We start from the raw sequence: 16,067 nt of genomic DNA on the forward strand, positions 1-16,067 counted from the left end.
GCTCCCCACCCTGAATGTCGGCGAAATGGCCCGGCAGTGACATCGCGGTGCGCCGTTGTCCCGTTACAAATAACCGGTAACGCTGGATACCGGGAAAAACGATGATCTGTGGGGAGACACCCGTTTTCTGATACGGGAAGGAAAGCGTCTTGGACTTCTGGGGGACGGTCCTGGTCGTGTTCCGCAGGTGGTACGTCACGGCTCCCGCGTTCCTGCTCTCCCTCGCGGTGGCCTTCGGCGTCTACCGGACGATCCCGGCCGTCTACCAGTCGAGCGCGGTGCTGGTCCTGACCGTCCCGGTCACGGGCGGGAGCGTTCCAGCCAACCCCGACTACCCGAACCCCCGGGTCAACCCGCTGCTCAACTACGACGGCGCGCTCAACGTCTCCGCCTCGATCCTGCTCCAGGCGCTCAGCGCGCCCGAGACCGCGGCCACGCTCGGCGCGCCTCCGGGCGGCGACACCTCGTACGTGGTCCACAACGGCAGCTCCAACCCCGAACTGCTGGCCAACGGCCCCTTCGTCATCATCGAGGCCAAGAGCCCGTCGGCCCAGGCCGCGCACGAGCTCGTCGTCAGGCTCGTGGCGCGGGCCAAGCTGGAGATGGACGCCCGCCAGCAGGTGCTCCAGGCGCCGCCGAGCACGTACATCAAGCTCACCGAGATGGTCGCGCCGACCGCGCCGCTGGAGCAGCGCGGCGGCAAGAGCCGTTCGGCGGCGGCGGTGCTGGCGCTCGGCCTGTTCGCCGCCCTGACGGCCGGGTTCGCGGCGGAGAGCGTCGCCCCCGCGTTGAGACGGTGGCTGGACGGACGCCCGGGCGGGCGGCCGAACCTGCGGCTGAGGCGGCGGCCGGCATGACGGCCACGACCGCCTCCGCCGACTCCGCCGCCAGGACGCGGGCGCTGCTGGAGGCGTCCGCGCTGCCGAGGCCGCACCGGGCCGACGGCGCCACGGTCGGCGTCGTGTTCGCGGTCGTCCTCATGATCGTCCCGGCCCGGCTGGTGTACCGGGGGCTGTCGTTCGCGATCACCCCCGCCGAGTCCATCGGCCTGTTCGCGCTGCTGTGGTGGCTGTGCGCGCATTTCACCAGCACGCTCGGCGCCGCCAAGGGCCGTACGCTCGTCCGCTCGGCCGTGTTCGTCCACGCCGCCTCGCTGCTGGCCACGTACGCCTACGCGACGGCCGGCCCGCTGCCCAGGGACGAGGTGGAGCTGGCCGACCACATGCTCGTCACCGCGTTCGCCATGATCGGCGTCGTGCTGCTCGTCGTGGACGGCGTGCGCGGCCGGGACCGGCTCGACCTGGTGCTGAAGACGGTCGCCGTGATGGGCGCGGTGCTCGGGGTGATCGGCGCGGTGCAGTTCCTGCTCAAGTTCGACCCGACGAAGTACATGGTGCTGCCCGGCCTGCGCTACACCCAGGAGGAGCTGTTCATCCTGGAGCGCAACGGGCTGAGCCGGGTGGCGGCGACCACCGGGCACCCCATCGAGTTCGCGGTGATGTGCGCGATGATCCTGCCGATCGCGCTGCACTTCGCGTTCCAGGCGCGGGAGCGGGGCGCGCCCGCGCTGCGCTGGTGGGTGTGCGCGGGGCTGATCGGGGCCGGGATGGTGTTCTCGGTGTCGCGCTCGGCCTTCGTCGGGCTGGCCGGCGCCGCCGTGGTGCTGCTCGCGGGCTGGCCGAGGATGCGGCGGCTGCTCGCGGCCGGTGCCGTGCTGGTCTTCCTCGGGGCCGTGAAGCTCGTGGTGCCGGGCGTGCTGGGGGCCATCATCGCGCTGTTCACCAACATCTCGAACGACTCCAGCCTGCGCTGGCGGACCATGGACTACGCCGCCGCCACCACCGAGATCGGCCGCCATCCCTGGCTGGGGCGCGGGCTCGGCACCTGGTACGCCCCGAAGTACCTCGTCTTCGACAACCAGTACATCCTGACGACCGTCGAGACCGGGATCATCGGCGTGCTGGCCTTCGCGGGGCTGTTCGCGGCCGGCATCTGGTCGGCGCTGCGCGCCCGGCGCCTGCTGGCCGACCCGGCCTCGCGCGACCTCGGGCTCACGCTGGCGGCCTGCCTGGTGGTGCCACTGATCGGCGCCGCCACCTTCGACCTGCGCGCGTACGCGGTGATCACCGGCCTGTCGTTCCTGCTGGTGGGCGCGGCCGGCGCCCTCCTGCGCGAGGCCCGCGCCGCCCGGGCGGCCTCGCCCGGTGGGCCGGCGGCTCGCGCAGGGGAGGGCGGGCTCAGCCGAGCAGCCGCTCCCGCGCCTCCTTCCACGACCCCGCCGCCAGGTCCCGCGCGCTGATCGCGGTGACCGGCAGCGGCCAGCCGATGGCGAGGTCCGGGTCGTCGTAGCGCACGGTCAGGTCCTCGGCCGGGTCGTGCTCCCGGTCGATCCGGTAGCACACGTCGGCCTGCTCGGTGAGCGCCTGGTAGCCGTGGAAGAGCCCCGGCGGAACGTACAGGTGGGCGAACTCCTTGTCGTCGAGCACCACGCTCCAGCTCTCGCCGAACGTCGGCGAGCCGGGCCTGGCGTCCACCAGCACGTCGTGGATCGCTCCGCGGGCGCACCTGACCAGCTTGGCCTCGCCCCGCCCGAGTCGGCAGTGCATGCCTCGCAAGGTGCCGAGCCGCGAGCGGGACTGGCTGTCCTGGACGAACGCCGCCGGGTCGAGCCCGTGCGCGGCGGCCAGGGCCGTGTCGAACGTGCGGGTGAAGAAGCCCCTGTCGTCGTGGTGGGGGGTCGGGACGAAGATCAGGACCCCGTCGAACGCGCCTCGCTCCACTCTCATGCGCCCATGATCGCCGCCCGCCCGCCCCGCCGGAAGCCCTGGCCCGATCTGGTCAAGCCATCCTCGACCGGCGCGCCGGAAACCCTCAGGCGGCCGCCGCGTGACCCCCCATCGCCCCGCCCGCACCGTCAGGTCCCGCCCGCGCCCGGCCCGGGGTCGGCGCGGGGCCTCCGCTGGATCCCGGGTAACGGGTTTGTCTCTTATACCGATTATTTCGTGAAAGGTCGTGAAGTTAGGTCGGCGGCGCGAAGGAGCGACACCATTCCGGCGGATCCCTTCCTCACGACCGATCCCCCGGCGCGGGTGCGCGTCGGAGCGGTCCACGTCCTGGCCCTCACCGAGGCCGCCGTCGCCGAGCACGTCGCCCGCGCGTGGGCGGCCGGTCGAGGCGGCGCGATCGTCACCGCCAATGTGGACATCGTCCGGGCCGCCACCCGCGACCCCTCCCTGGCCGAGCTGGTCGCCGGCTCCGAGCTGGTGGTCGCCGACGGCATGCCCGTGGTGTGGGCCGGCCGCCTGGCCGGGACCGCCATCCCCGAGCGGGTCACCGGCGCCTCGCTCGTCCACACCCTGTCCGCGCGGGCCGCGCGCGCCGGCCGTTCCGTCTACCTGCTGGGCGGTGACCCCGGCGTCCCCGAGACCGCCGCGCGGGCGCTCAAGGCGCGCAGCCCAGGTCTGCGGATCGCCGGCGCCCTCTCCCCGCCGTACGGCTTCGACGCCGATCCCGAGGCGTACCGCGAGGTGACCGGGCAGGTGGTCGCCGCCCGCCCCGGCCTCGTGCTCGTCGGCCTCGGCTTCCCCAAGCAGGAACGGCTCATCCGCGACCTGCGCCCGGACCTGCCCGCCGCCTGGTTCCTCGGCTGCGGCGCGGGCATCCCCATGGCCGCCGGCCAGTTCAGCCGCGCCCCGCGCGCCCTGCAGCGCGCGGGCGGCGAGTGGCTGCACCGCCTCGCGCTGGAGCCGCGCCGCCTGGCCCGCCGCTATCTCCGGGACGACGCCCCCTTCGCCCTCGCGCTGCTCGCCGGCGCCCTGCTCAGCCGGTTCCGACACTCCTGAGTCCCGACGCTCCCGAGAGGCCGTGCCCGCATGCTCGCGATAGTGATCGTCACCTACTTCAGTGAGCGGGTCGTGGGCGACTGCCTGCGCTCGCTGGCCGCCGCCGGCGCGGGCGAGGCCCGGGTGGTCGTGGTGGACAACGACTCGGCCGACGCGACCCTCGACCGCGCCCGCGAGGCGCTGCCCACCGTCGAGATCGTCTCCACAGGCCGCAACGCCGGCTTCGCCGCCGCCGTGAACGCCGGGATCGCCGCCGCCCCCGGTTGCGACGTGCTCGTGCTCAACCCCGACATCCGGCTCGCCCCCGGCGCCCTCACGGCGCTGCGCGAGGCGCTGGCCGAGCCCGGCACCGGCATCACGGTGCCGCGCCTCACCGACGACTCCGGCCACCGGCACCTCTCGCTGCGGCGCCGCCCCACCGTGGCGCGGGCGCTCGGCGAGGCACTGCTCGGCGGCCACCGCGCCGGACGCGTCCCCGCCCTGGGCGAGCTGGTCGTCGCCGCCGAGGCGTACGAGCGGCCCGGCACGCACGACTGGGCGACCGGGGCCGCCTGGCTGGTCTCCCGCCGGTGCCTCGACGCCACGGGCCCGCTCGACGAGCGCTACTTCCTGTACTCCGAGGAGACGGAGTACATGCTGCGCGCCGGCGACCGCGGCTTCGCCGTCCGCTACGTGCCGACCGCCCTCGCCGTCCACCTGGGCGGCGAGCAGTCCACCTCCAGCCGCCTGTGGGCCCTGTCCGCGGCCAACCGGGTCAGGCTCCACCGCCAGCTCCACGGCCGGCCCCGCGCCCTGCTCATGCGCCTGGCCGTCACCCTCAACGAGGCGCTGCGCGCCGCCAGCCGCGGCCGGCCCGGGGGAGAGCGCCACCGGGCCGCCCTGCGCGCCCTGTGGCCCCTGCCGCGCTGGCCCCAGGAGACCGCGCAGCCGGCGCCCGGCTACGTCTGCTTCTCCGCCCAGGACTGGTGGTACCACAACCAGGCGCACTCCGACTTCCAGCTCATGCGCTCGATCGCCGCCCACCGCGAGGTGCTCGTGGTCAACAGCATCGGCATGCGCATGCCCGCCCCCGGCAGGTCCACCCAGGTCGTCCGCCGGATCGCGCGCAAGCTGCGCAGCGTCGCCAAGCTCGTGCGCGAGCCGCTGCCCGGCTTCCACGTCATGTCGCCGCTGCCGCTGCCGTTCTACGGCTCGCCCCTGCTCCGCGCCCTGAACGCGGCGCTCGTCCGGGCCCAGGTGCGGGCCGTGTGCCGGGCGCTCGGCATGCGCCGCCCCGCCGTCGTCGTCACCATCCCCACCGCCTGGGACGTGGTGCGCCCCATGGCCAGGCGGTCGCTGGTGTTCAACCGCTCCGACCGGCACTCGGCGTTCCCCGAGGCCGACGCCGCCACCATCGGTGCGATGGAACGCGCCCTGCTCGCCCGCGCCGACCGCGTCGTCTACGTCAGCCGCGCCCTCATGGCCGAGGAACGCCCCCTCACCGGCGACCGGGCGCACTTCCTCGACCACGGCGTGGACCCGCGCCACTTCACCCGGACCGCCGACCTGCCGCCCGACCTGGCCGCCGTCCCGGGGCCCAGGATCGGCTTCTTCGGCGCCCTGGACGACTTCGTCGTGGACTTCGAGCTGCTCGAACGCCTCGCCGTCGAGCTGCCGGAGGCGTCGCTGGTGCTCGTCGGCGACTCCACCGCGCCCATGGAGCGGCTGACGAAGTACCCCAACGTCCACTGGCTCGGCTTCCGGCCCTACGAGCGGATCCCCGCGTACGGGTCGGGCTTCGACGTGGCGATCATGCCGTGGCGGGACAACGCCTGGATCCGCCACGCCAACCCGATCAAGCTCAAGGAGTACCTCGCGCTCGGCCTGCCCGTCGTCAGCACCGAGTTCGCCGAGCTGGCCGCGTACACCGGCCTGGTCAGGAGCGCCGCCACCCACGCCGCGTTCGTCGAGGCCGTCCGGCTCACCCTCGACACGGGCGGCCCGGCGACGCCCGAGGAGCTGCGCGCGTCCGTGCGGGACGCCTCCTGGTCCGCCCGCGCCCGCGAGCTCATGGCGCTGGCCGAGGGCGAGCGCTGATGCGGGTCCCCCGCCCCCTCCTCGTCGCGCTGGTCCTCCTCACCGCGGCGGCCCTGGTGTGGGTGGTGCTCGACCTGCGCCGCGCCGGGTCCGGGCCGCGCGGGACAGCGTCCCCCGGCCCGGCCACCTCCGCCCCGGCCCTCGCGCCCGTCGACTGGGAGGGCGGCCCCGCCTACTACGCGCGCTTCCCCGCCACCGCCGCCGCCGGCTGGACCGACCCGTCGTTCTTCCCCGTCGGCGTCTGGTACGAGTCCGTCATCACCCAGGACGACGTGGACAAGGACCGCGAGGCCGGCATCAACACCTACGTCGAGCTGACCGAGACCAGCGACATGGCGCTGATCAGGAAGAACGGCATGTTCGCCATCACCGGTAAACCGATCGCCGGGTACGGTCCCGAGACCGTCGCCTGGCTCGTCACCGACGAGGCCGACATGTGGGCCGGCCCCGGCGACGACGGCTGGACCGGCAACTTCCCCGGCCAGGGCCCCCTGTGCGTCCCCGACGACCCGCACAAGGAACGCTGCGGCTACACCGTGATGAAGACCCTCAAGGACCGCCTGCCCAAGAACGACGGCCGCCCCCACTACGCCAACTTCGGCAAAGGCGTCATGATCTGGCAGAACGACCGGCAGGCCGGCAGGTTCGTCAACGACTACACCGACCTCGTCTCCCTCGACGTCTACTGGTACACCAGCTACTACGCCTGCCTGGACGCCCAGAACTCGCTGAAGTTCCGCGCCGACCAGTGCGCCAGGGCCGCCAACTACGGGCTGCTCATCGACCGCCAGCGCAAGCTCGACGCCCTCGACGGCAAGCGGCAGCCCATCTACGCCTTCGTCGAGGTCGGCCGGCCCGCGCCCGAGGACCGGCAGGCGATCGGTCCCGCCCAGCTCAAGGGCGCCGTCATGAGCTCACTCATCCACGGCGCCCGCGGCGTCGTCTACTTCAACCACAGCTTCGGCGGCCAGTGCCAGAGCCAGCACGTCCTGCGCGACGCCTGCGGGGCGGCCACCAGGCCCGCCGTCGCCGAGGTCAACAGGCAGATCAAGGAGCTGGCCCCCGTCCTCAACACCCAGTCGCTCCAGCACGACTTCGGCAAGGGCATCGACACCATGCTCAAGCGGTACGGCGGCGCCTCCTACCTGTTCGCCATGCCCGGCGCCGACGGGGGACCCGGCCCGTACACCTTCACGCTGCCCCCCGGCGTCCCGGCCGGGCAGGTCGAGGCGCTCTACGAGAACCGGCGGATCCCCGTCACCGGCGGCGCCTTCACCGACTCCTTCGCCGAGGAGAGCACCTACCACATCTACAAGATCACACCCTGACGGGCGGCGTACCAGGCGACCGTCCGCCGCAGGCCCTCCTCCAGCCCGACCCGCGCCTCCCAGCCGAGCAGCTCCCGCGCCGGCCCCGTCTCGGCCGACTGCGGCACGTCCAGCGGCCGGTCCGCCACCGCGCCGAACCGCGGCCCGCCGCCGGCCCCGACGATCCGGTAGAGCAGCTCCACCACCTCCCGGACCGACGCCCGCACCCCCGTGCCCACGTCGACCGCGTGCCCGACGGCCCGCCCGCCCGCGCCCGCCGCGGCGAACGCCTCCACCACGTCGTCCACGTACACCCAGTCGGCCACCTTCGCGCCGCTGGTCAGCCGCGGCTCCTCGCCCCGCAGCAGCGACAGCGTCACGTACGGCACCAGCTTCGCCTCGTCACGCTGGCCCGGCCCGTACACCATCGTCGGCCGCACGATCGTGCACGGCACCCCCCACAGCCGGTGGAACAGGTCCGCGTACCCCGAGGCCGCCGCCTTGGCCATCGCGTAAGGCGACGGCGGCGCCGCGTGCCCGTTGCCCGGCCGCGGCTCCTCGCTCGACCCCGCCAGCACCACCCGGCTCCCCGACCGGGCCGCCGCCGCCAGCACGTTCACCGTGCTCGTCAGGTTGCCCGTCAGCGTCGGCAGCACCACGCCCATCTCGCGGGCGCCGTCCACCTCGCCCGCCAGGTGGTGGACCACCTCCGGCCGGACGGCGGCAAACAGCTCCTCCACCGCCCGCGCGTCGCGCAGGTCCACCTGGTGCCACACCACGCCCGGCGCCTCCGGCCGCGGCGAACGGCTCACCCCGTGCGCCTCGCCCGCCGCCCCGAGCCGCCGCAGCAGGTGTGAGCCGATGAAGCCGGTGGCGCCCGTCACCAGTGAGCCCGACATGACATCCCCCGATAGGTTGTCCGGACATGACGAAGGGGGCGGCTCCTCGCCGCCCCCTCACTGTCGCCCCTAACCGATGCGCCAGGTGTCGCCGCCCATCAGCAGGTCGGACAGATCGCCCGGCCCCTGCTGCGCCACGGCCTCCTCGAGCTGCTCGGCCATGAGCACGTCGTACGCCGGCCGGTCCACCTGGCGGAAGATGCCGATCGGCACGTGCTCGAACGCCGGCTCGTCCAGCCGCGACAGCGCGAACGCCAGCGACGGGTCGGGCGAGTGCGCGTCGTGGACGAGGATCCGCTCGGCCGCGACGTCGGCCCGCGGCACCACCGCGATGCGGCCGTCGTCGCCCCGCACGACCGCCTTGGACGCCGACACGATCGGCTGCCCGTGCTCCAGCCGCAGCGTGATGTCGTCGCGGACCTCGGGGTCCTTCAGCGGCTCGAAGGCGTTGTCGTTGAAGATGTTGCAGTTCTGGTAGATCTCCACCAGCGACGTGCCGCGGTGGGCGGTCGCCTCGCGCAGCACCGACTGCAGGTGCTTGCGGTCGGAGTCGATGGTGCGGGCCACGAACGACGCCTCGGCGCCGAGGGCCAGCGAGATCGGGTTGAACGGCTTGTCCAGCGACCCCATCGGCGTCGACTTGGTGATCTTGCCGACCTCGGAGGTCGGGGAGTACTGCCCCTTCGTCAGGCCGTAGATCCTGTTGTTGAACAGCAGGATGTTGAGGTTGACGTTGCGGCGCAGCGCGTGGATCAGGTGGTTGCCGCCGATCGACAGCGCGTCGCCGTCACCCGTGATCACCCACACGCTGAGGTCCGGCCGGCTCGCGGCCAGGCCCGTCGCGATCGCCGGCGCGCGGCCGTGGATCGAGTGGAAGCCGTAGGTGTCGAGGTAGTACGGGAAGCGCGAGGAGCAGCCGATGCCCGAGACGAACACGATGTTCTCGCGCCGCAGCCCCAGCTCCGGCAGGAAGCTCTGCACCGCGGCCAGGATCGCGTAGTCACCGCAGCCGGGGCACCAGCGGACCTCCTGGTCGGACTTGAAGTCCTTCAGGGTCTGCTTGGCGTCGGTCTTGGGGACGAGGGACAGGCCCTTCCCGTTGAGCAGCTCAGTCACTGTCGATCACGTCCTGGATCACCCCGGCCAGCTCCTCGGCCTTGAACGGCAGGCCGCGCACCCGGTTGTAGCTGATGATGTCGACGAGGTAGCGGGCCCGCAGCAGGAGCGCGAGCTGGCCGAGGTTGATCTCGGGCAGCAGCACCTTGTCGTAGCCCTTGAGGACCTCGCCGGTGTTGGCCGGCAGCGGGTTGAGGTGGCGCAGGTGGGCCTGCGCGACCTTGCCGCCGGACTTCCTGATCCGCCGCACCGCCGCCGCGATCGGTCCGTACGTCGAGCCCCAGCCGAGCACGAGCACCCGGGCGTCGCCGTCGGGGTCGTCCACCTCCAGGTCGGGCACGTCGATCCCGGCGATCTTGGCCGCGCGCGTCCGGACCATCAGGTCGTGGTTGTCGGGGTCGTAGGAGATGTTGCCCGTGCCGTCGGCCTTCTCGATGCCGCCGATGCGGTGTTCGAGACCCGCCGTGCCGGGGATCGCCCACGGACGCGCCAGCGTCTCCTCGTCGCGCTTGAACGGCAGGAACGCGCCGTCCTCGCCGTTGGGCTCGGTCGTGAACGCCTGCGAGATGTCGGGCAGCTCGGAGATCTCCGGCAGCCGCCACGGCTCGGAGCCGTTGGCGAGGTAGCCGTCGGACAGCAGCATGACCGGCGTGCGGTACTTCACCGCGATCCGGGCCGCCTCGATCGCCGCGTCGAAGCAGTCGCTCGGCGACATCGGCGCCACGACCGGCACCGGCGACTCGCCGTTGCGGCCGTACATCGCCATCAGCAGGTCGGTCTGCTCGGTCTTGGTCGGCATGCCGGTGCTCGGACCGGCCCGCTGCACGTCCACGATGATCAGCGGCAGCTCGGTGGTGACCCCGAGTCCCACGGTCTCGGCCTTGAGCGCCACACCCGGGCCCGAGGTCGTCGTCACGCCCAGCGCGCCGCCGAACGCCGCGCCCAGCGCCGCGCCGACGCCCGCGATCTCGTCCTCGGCCTGGAAGGTCCGCACGCCGAACCGCTTGTGCTTCGACAGCTCGTGCAGGATGTCGCTGGCCGGCGTGATCGGGTACGAGCCGAGGAACAGCGGCAGCTTCGCCTGCACCGAGGCGGCGATCAGGCCGTAGGCCAGCGCCTGGTTGCCGGAGATGTTGCGGTAGACGCCCGGGGCCAGCCGGGCCGGCTTGACCTCGTACGACACCGAGAACGACTCGGTCGTCTCGCCGTAGTTCCAGCCCGCCTGGAAGGCGGCGATGTTGGCCTTGGCGATCTCGGGCTTCTTGGCGAACTTCTGCTGCAGGAACGTGATCGTGTGCTCGATCGGCCGGTGGTAGAGCCACGACAGCAGGCCGAGGGCGAACATGTTCTTCGAGCGCTCGGCGTCCTTCTTCGACAGGTCGAAGCCCTCCAGGGCCTTGACCGTCAGCGACGTCAGCGGAACCGCGTGGACCCGCCACTCCGCGAGGGTGTCGTCCTCCAGCGGGTTGGTCTCGTAGCCGACCTTCTGCAGGTTGCGCTTGGTGAACTCGTCGGTGTTGACGATGATGTCCGCGCCCCGGGGCAGGTCGCCCAGGTTGGCCTTCAGCGCCGCCGGGTTCATCGCGACGAGCACGTTCGGCGCGTCGCCGGGCGTGAGGATGTCGTGATCGGCGAAGTGCAGCTGGAAGCTGGACACGCCGGGCAGGGTGCCGGCGGGCGCGCGGATCTCGGCCGGGAAGTTGGGCAGCGTGGACAGGTCGTTGCCGAACTCCGCCGTGCCGGCGGTGAAGCGGTCACCGGTGAGCTGCATGCCGTCGCCGGAGTCGCCGGCGAAGCGGATGATCACGCGGTCGAGTTGCTGGACCTGCTTCGTCACAGCTCAGTCCTCCTCGACGCGCCAATGCGCGGTCGCTTGGGGCGCGTTCTCAGTTCCATGCTAGATCCTCGCGAGGTTCAACACGTTTCCTCAGCGCATAACGCGGGTAAACGCGGTGGGATTCAGGGGGAGGTTGTTGAACCGCTAGGGGTGACACAGTGCCGACGCGAGCCTGCCGAGGTCGAGGTGCAGGCGGGCGAAGAGGACTGTTCGGGTCACGAGGGCCAACTATACGTGGCCCATGGGGGTGCGCCGCCTCAGGGGCCGTTCACCTCGGTGGCCGTCGCGGAGCGGTAGAAGTGCCCGGGCTCCATGCCTGGTGAGCCGTACAACTCCGGAACGGTGACGAAGGTGTAACCCTTGTCGCCCAGCTTCTTGAGGATGTCCGGAACCGCGTCCGCGGTCGCGCCGTTGGTGTCGTGCAGCAGGATGATCGCGTTGGCCCGGGCGCCGCTGACGGCCCGGTGGGTGATCGTCCGCGCGTCCTCCCCGAGGCCCTCGGGATCCTCGGGCGTGTCGCGCGTGTCCACGTCCCAGCCGACCAGCGCCACGCCCACCCGGTGCGCCGCCTCCAGCACGTCCGGGCTCGCCACGCCGTACGGCGGGCGCGCGAGCGCGGGCATCCGCCCGGAGGCTTCCGTGATCACGTCCTGGGTGCGGCCGAGCCCGTCGATGATCCGGTTCAGCGGCAGCTTCGTCAGGTCGCGGTGCGCCCACGAGTGGTTGCCGATCACGTGGCCCTCGTCGTGCATGCGGCGCAGCACGGACGGGTTGGCCTCGGCGTTGGTCCCGACGGCGAAGAACGTCGCCCGCGCGTCGCCGTCGCGCAGCGCGTCGAGCACGCGCGGTGTCTGGGGGCCGGGCCCGTCGTCGAAGGTCAGGGCGACGCACTTGGCCTTGGCGCAGTCCACGTGCCGGGGGATCGGTCCGGCGGGGGCGGCGGCCTGGACGCCGGAGCCGGCCCGTGTCCCGGCGCCGACCGGCGGCTTGTCGTCCGGTCGGGCGGTGCTCGGGGCCGGGCGGGGCTCGTCCGGTCGGGCGGTGCTCGGGGCCCGCAGCTCGGCCGGCCCCTCCTCGGGGGCGATCGGGGGAAGGGCGGTCTCGCGGGGCGCCGTCATGGCGGCGGCCTGGGCGAGCCGGCCGGTCCCCGACAGCAGTGGCTGGATCTGCCACGCCGGGACGGCCACCGCGACGCGCCCCAGCGAACAGGACCCGATCTCGCAGTCGTCGAACTCCACGACCAGGTCGCCCATCCGGTTGAACGCCATCGAGTCGAGCCGGTCCTGGGTGGCCGTCACGGCGGAGCGGTCCACGGCCGCGCCGCGCGACTCCAGGCCCTCCCGGACCAGCCGGGCCGCCTCCTGGACCGCCGGCTTGCCCGCGAGCAGCCCGGTCGAGCCGACGACCTGGTCGTGGCGCCGGTCGTACCAGAAGGTCCTGGTGGAGCGGGCCCATCCGGCGCCCACGTACTCGCCGCTGCGCAGCCGTACCCCCACCACGTCGGGGGAGGCGGCGGTGAGCTGCCACTGCACGTTCAGCTCGGGCCGGCGCAGGGAGGTGCTGGTGAAGGCGCTCTCGCTGAGGTGGTCGGCGAGGGGGAGGGCGCGTGCACCGCCCTCGGTGAGGGGGCTGCCCTTGGCGTGGGGCCCGTCCTTGGTGTGGGGCTCGTCCTTGGTGTGGGCCCTGTCCTTGCTCGGGGGCCTGCTCGCCTTGTAGCCGGTGCCGCGGCCCTTCGAACCCGTCCTGTAGCCGGCGCCGGAGTTCTGGTCCTTGTAGCCCGTGCCGGGGTCGCGGGGGCGGAGGGCGTCGGACGAGGCGGCCGACACGACGGCGCGGAAGGCGTGGAGCTGCCGCTCGGCCTCCCTGTGGAGCGCGGTGCCCAGCGCCGGCGCGCCCTTGAGCTGCGGATAGGTGATGTGCACATACCGGCGCGCGCTCTCGCCCTCGCTCAGCGACCGTGAGGTGAGCCCGTTCACCGTCGAGGGGTTGACGTAGTCGAGGAGGGTGGGGTCCGCGGGCACGACGATGTTGCGCTCATGGGAGCCCGAGCTCAGGCCGCAGCCGCCGCTCGCGAGGGCGAGCAGCGCGAGTCCACCGATGAGGCGCAATTTGTGCATAGCTGCCAGGTTATGGTGGCGATCATCCCTTTTACTCCGATTTGGGGGGATAGGTCCGGAGGTTTGACTGGGTTACGATCGGGATGTGGACGGCTACTTCGGGTCCTACGCGCTGGTCGCCGCGCTGTTCGCGATCGGCGTGGCCATCGTGGCCGGGGCTCTCATGGCCAACCGGCTGCTGCGGCCCACCCGGCCGACCCCCGACAAGCTGACCTCGTACGAGTGCGGCGTCGATCCCGTGGGCGAGGGCTGGGCGCAGTCGCAGGTCCGCTACTACGTCTTCACGTACCTGTACGTGGTGTTCGCCGTGGACGCGGTGTTCCTGTTCCCGTGGGCGACGGTGTTCGACGCGCCCGGGTTCGGGCTGACCACGCTGGTGGAGATGTTCGTCTTCCTCGGCTTCATCGCGCTGGGCATCCTGTACGCCTGGCGCAAACGCGTCCTCACCTGGACCTGACCTCTCACTCGCGGGCCGGATCTACACCTGAGGCCGATCAGGCGGGACAATGGAGACATGGCAGCGACGGATCTCCCGATGCCCACCGTGGGGCCGGCCTCCCGGCTGGCGCCCAAGCCGATGCGCTTCGTCCTCAACTGGGGGCGGCGCTACTCGCTGTGGGTGTTCAACTTCGGGCTGGCGTGCTGCGCCATCGAGTTCATCGCCACGTCGATGAGCCGGCACGACTTCATCAGGTTCGGGGTCATCCCGTTCGCCAACGGTCCCCGGCAGGCCGACCTCATGATCGTCTCGGGCACCGTGACCGACAAGATGGCGCCGGCCGTCAAGCGCCTGTACGAGCAGATGCCCGACCCCAAGTACGTGATCTCGTTCGGCGCCTGCTCCAACAGCGGCGGGCCGTACTGGGACTCCTACTGCGTCACCAACGGCGTGGACCAGATCATTCCGGTCGACGTCTACGTGCCGGGATGCCCGCCGCGGCCCGAGGCGCTGCTGTACGGGATCATGAAGCTGCAGGAGAAGATCGCCGGGGAGAAGCTCAGCGACCGCTACCTCTGGTCCCGGGCCCACGGCGCGTCGCCGGAGGCGCCGGCCGCCCTGGAGACGCCGGGTGCGTCGTCGGATCCGGGCGCGTCGTCGGATCCGGGTGCGTCGCAGGGGGAGGCGTGAGCGCCGGCCGGGCCGCCGCGGAGACGGCCGAGCGCTTCGGCGGCGACCGCGTCCGGATCACCGAGTCGTACGGCGAGACGACCCTCGACGTCACCGACCCCGGCGACTGGATCGAGGTCCTGACCGCGCTCAGGGACTCCGGCTACGCGTTCTTCGACTGGCTGACCGGCGTGGACGAGCCGCCCGAGACGTTCGTGATCGTCGCGCATCTGTACGACCCGGTGGCCTGCCGCCGCGTCCTCGTGCGGACGAGCGTGCCGCGCGCCGAGCCGCGCCTGCCGTCGGCCGTCGGCGTGTTCCGGGGCGCCGACTGGCACGAGCGGGAGACGTACGAGATGTTCGGCGTCGTCTTCGACGGCCACCCGAACCTGGTGCCGCTCCTGCTGCCCGACGGGTTCGAGGGCCATCCGCTGCGCAAGGACTTCATCCTCGCCGCCCGGGTCGCCAAGGCGTGGCCGGGGGCCAAGGAGCCGGGAGAGTCGGGCCACGGCGCGCCGAGCCGCCGCAGGACGCTCCCGCCCGGAGTCCCGGCCGACTGGGGCAAGGCCCCCGATGCCTGACGAGCGCGTCGGGCGACGTGTGACGCGTTGTGAAGGCGGGGGACGACGCCAGACGCGTGACCGGCCCGAGCGCGGGGGACGGTGGTTGCTGCCTCACGAACCCAAGTGGGGACGACAGTCGATGCCCGTCCCGTCCGACTAGTCCGATCAGGAGGCTGCGCCCGATGCTTGACGTAGTGATCAGCTTCGTCGTGATCCTCGCCGTGTTCCTGGTCCTGCCGCTGATCGTGGGGCAGACCGAGCACAAGGTCATGGCCCACATGCAGTCGCGCCTCGGGCCGATGTACGCGGGCGGCTTCCACGGGTGGGCGCAGCTGATCGCCGACGGGGTGAAGTTCGCCCAGAAGGAGGACGTCATCCCGGCCGCGGCCGACCGGCGCATCTTCATGATCGCCCCGGGGGTGGCGCTGGTCCCCTACCTCGTCGTGATGATCGTCATCCCGATCGACCAGGGCCGCGTCGCGGTGAACCTGGACCTGGGCCTGTTCTTCGTGCTCGCGGTGATGGGCATCGGCGTGCTCGGCTCGATCATGGCCGGATGGGCCTCGGCCAACAAGTACTCCGTGCTCGGCGGCATGCGCGCGGCCGCGCAGCTCATGTCGTACGAGCTGCCGCTGGTGCTGGCCGCCTCGTCCGTCGCGATGGCCGCGGGCACGCTGTCCCTCCCCGGGATCGTCGAGGCGTGGCAGTGGTGGTGGCTGCCGTGGCAGGCCATCGGCGGCGTGGTCTTCTTCCTGGCCGGGCTCGCCGAACTGCGGAGGCCGCCGTTCGACATGCCCGTCGCCGAGTCCGAGATCATCATGGGCCCGATGACCGAGTACACCGGCATGCGCTTCGCCCTGTTCATGCTGTCGGAGTACGTCGGGATCGTGGTGCTGTCGTTCCTGACGACGGTGCTCTTCCTGGGGGGCTGGCACGGCCCGCTGCTGCCGGGCTGGCTGTGGACGCTGGTCAAGGTGTTCGCGCTGGCGTTCGTGGTGATCTGGCTGCGGGTGAGCTTCCCGCGGCTACGCGAGGACCAACTCCAGAAGCTGGCGTGGGTGGGGCTGGTGCCACTGGCCCTGGTGCAGCTCGCACTGACCGGCGTGGTGAAGGTCCTGACCTGACGGCAACCAGCACCACCAGCGCACACCACCACCAGCGCACACCACCACCAGCGCACCAGCGGCGTACACCACCACCAG

The 16,067-nt window shown here is 72.3% G+C and carries 14 protein-coding genes; 9 read left to right on the plus strand and 5 right to left on the minus strand.

Annotation, left to right across the window (positions count from 1 at the left end):
* The first annotated feature begins 149 nt into the window (after nt 1-149).
* Together HTZ77_RS20500 and HTZ77_RS20505 are read left to right on the plus strand one after the other, a co-directional pair.
* The gene (locus tag HTZ77_RS20500; protein ID WP_175591219.1) at nt 150-857 is read left to right on the plus strand and encodes a hypothetical protein; all 708 of its coding nucleotides are present in this window, start codon (nt 150-152) and stop codon (nt 855-857) included.
* Nucleotides 854-2,299: an O-antigen ligase family protein gene (locus tag HTZ77_RS20505; RefSeq protein WP_175591220.1), complete on the plus strand. Its 1,446-nt coding sequence runs from the start codon at nt 854-856 to the stop codon at nt 2,297-2,299. The genes HTZ77_RS20500 and HTZ77_RS20505 overlap by 4 nt, the downstream gene beginning before the upstream one ends.
* Here the strand turns inward: HTZ77_RS20505 and HTZ77_RS20510 are convergent.
* Nucleotides 2,238-2,786 carry a dTDP-4-dehydrorhamnose 3,5-epimerase family protein gene (locus HTZ77_RS20510; RefSeq protein ID WP_175591221.1) on the minus strand — a complete coding sequence of 183 codons (549 nt, stop codon included), beginning with the start codon at nt 2,784-2,786 and terminating at the stop codon, nt 2,238-2,240. The genes HTZ77_RS20505 and HTZ77_RS20510 overlap by 62 nt on opposite strands.
* A gap of 303 nt (nt 2,787-3,089) precedes the next feature.
* Between HTZ77_RS20510 and HTZ77_RS20515 the strand changes: the two genes are divergently transcribed.
* From HTZ77_RS20515 to HTZ77_RS20525, 3 genes are read left to right on the plus strand one after another with little or no spacing between them, the layout of a single operon-like run.
* Nucleotides 3,090-3,842, plus strand: a complete 753-nt coding sequence (locus HTZ77_RS20515; protein ID WP_175591222.1) for a WecB/TagA/CpsF family glycosyltransferase — start codon at nt 3,090-3,092, stop codon at nt 3,840-3,842.
* Between the two features lie 30 nt (nt 3,843-3,872).
* Nucleotides 3,873-5,918: a glycosyltransferase gene (locus HTZ77_RS20520; RefSeq protein WP_175591223.1), complete on the plus strand. Its 2,046-nt coding sequence runs from the start codon at nt 3,873-3,875 to the stop codon at nt 5,916-5,918.
* Nucleotides 5,918-7,246 carry a hypothetical protein gene (locus HTZ77_RS20525; protein ID WP_175591224.1) on the plus strand — a complete coding sequence of 443 codons (1,329 nt, stop codon included), beginning with the start codon at nt 5,918-5,920 and terminating at the stop codon, nt 7,244-7,246. Before HTZ77_RS20520 ends, HTZ77_RS20525 begins: the two co-directional genes overlap by 1 nt.
* On the opposite strand, the gene HTZ77_RS20530 is transcribed toward HTZ77_RS20525, so the two are convergent.
* The 4 genes from HTZ77_RS20530 to HTZ77_RS20545 form a co-directional block, all read right to left on the minus strand.
* The gene (locus tag HTZ77_RS20530; RefSeq protein ID WP_175591225.1) at nt 7,228-8,124 is read right to left on the minus strand and encodes an NAD-dependent epimerase/dehydratase family protein; all 897 of its coding nucleotides are present in this window, start codon (nt 8,122-8,124) and stop codon (nt 7,228-7,230) included. The genes HTZ77_RS20525 and HTZ77_RS20530 overlap by 19 nt on opposite strands.
* Before the next feature lie 69 nt (nt 8,125-8,193).
* Entirely contained in the window at nt 8,194-9,240 is a 1,047-nt protein-coding gene (locus tag HTZ77_RS20535) for a 2-oxoacid:ferredoxin oxidoreductase subunit beta (protein WP_175591226.1), read from the minus strand.
* Nucleotides 9,233-11,077: a 2-oxoacid:acceptor oxidoreductase subunit alpha gene (locus tag HTZ77_RS20540; protein WP_175591227.1), complete on the minus strand. Its 1,845-nt coding sequence runs from the start codon at nt 11,075-11,077 to the stop codon at nt 9,233-9,235. The genes HTZ77_RS20535 and HTZ77_RS20540 overlap by 8 nt, the downstream gene beginning before the upstream one ends.
* A 257-nt stretch (nt 11,078-11,334) precedes the next feature.
* On the minus strand, nt 11,335-13,194 hold the full coding sequence (locus tag HTZ77_RS20545) for a polysaccharide deacetylase family protein (protein ID WP_175591228.1): 1,860 nt from the start codon (nt 13,192-13,194) through the stop codon (nt 11,335-11,337).
* Between the two features lie 85 nt (nt 13,195-13,279).
* Here HTZ77_RS20545 and HTZ77_RS20550 point away from each other — a divergent pair, with 85 nt between their 5' ends.
* The 4 genes from HTZ77_RS20550 (at nt 13,280) to nuoH (ending at nt 15,989) form a co-directional block, all read left to right on the plus strand.
* Nucleotides 13,280-13,651 carry an NADH-quinone oxidoreductase subunit A gene (locus HTZ77_RS20550; protein WP_175591229.1) on the plus strand — a complete coding sequence of 124 codons (372 nt, stop codon included), beginning with the start codon at nt 13,280-13,282 and terminating at the stop codon, nt 13,649-13,651.
* Between the two features lie 57 nt (nt 13,652-13,708).
* A complete protein-coding gene (locus tag HTZ77_RS20555) occupies nt 13,709-14,323 on the plus strand; it encodes an NADH-quinone oxidoreductase subunit B (protein WP_175591230.1) in 615 nt (204 codons plus the stop codon).
* Nucleotides 14,320-14,883, plus strand: coding sequence for an NADH-quinone oxidoreductase subunit C (locus tag HTZ77_RS47560; RefSeq protein ID WP_175591231.1), 564 nt, complete (start codon nt 14,320-14,322; stop codon nt 14,881-14,883). The genes HTZ77_RS20555 and HTZ77_RS47560 overlap by 4 nt, the downstream gene beginning before the upstream one ends.
* Nucleotides 14,884-15,047: 164 nt before the next feature.
* Entirely contained in the window at nt 15,048-15,989 is a 942-nt protein-coding gene (gene nuoH / locus HTZ77_RS20565; protein WP_205302875.1) for an NADH-quinone oxidoreductase subunit NuoH, read from the plus strand.
* Nucleotides 15,990-16,067 lie beyond the last annotated feature (78 nt).

The organism is Nonomuraea montanisoli, from assembly GCF_013363975.1.
Taxonomy (GTDB): Bacteria; Actinomycetota; Actinomycetes; order Streptosporangiales; family Streptosporangiaceae; genus Nonomuraea; species Nonomuraea montanisoli.

What these genes read in the sequence shown, in the direction of transcription:
- HTZ77_RS20505 (WP_175591220.1), top strand. Translation starts at nt 854, where the DNA reads ATGACGGCCACGACCGCCTCCGCCGACTCCGCCGCCAGGACGCGGGCG.
- HTZ77_RS20510 (WP_175591221.1), bottom strand. Translation starts at nt 2,786, where the DNA reads ATGAGAGTGGAGCGAGGCGCGTTCGACGGGGTCCTGATCTTCGTCCCG.
- HTZ77_RS20520 (WP_175591223.1), top strand. Translation starts at nt 3,873, where the DNA reads ATGCTCGCGATAGTGATCGTCACCTACTTCAGTGAGCGGGTCGTGGGC.
- HTZ77_RS20525 (WP_175591224.1), top strand. Translation starts at nt 5,918, where the DNA reads ATGCGGGTCCCCCGCCCCCTCCTCGTCGCGCTGGTCCTCCTCACCGCG.
- HTZ77_RS20530 (WP_175591225.1), bottom strand. Translation starts at nt 8,124, where the DNA reads ATGTCGGGCTCACTGGTGACGGGCGCCACCGGCTTCATCGGCTCACAC.
- HTZ77_RS20545 (WP_175591228.1), bottom strand. Translation starts at nt 13,194, where the DNA reads ATGCACAAATTGCGCCTCATCGGTGGACTCGCGCTGCTCGCCCTCGCG.
- HTZ77_RS20555 (WP_175591230.1), top strand. Translation starts at nt 13,709, where the DNA reads ATGGCAGCGACGGATCTCCCGATGCCCACCGTGGGGCCGGCCTCCCGG.
- nuoH (WP_205302875.1), top strand. Translation starts at nt 15,048, where the DNA reads ATGCTTGACGTAGTGATCAGCTTCGTCGTGATCCTCGCCGTGTTCCTG.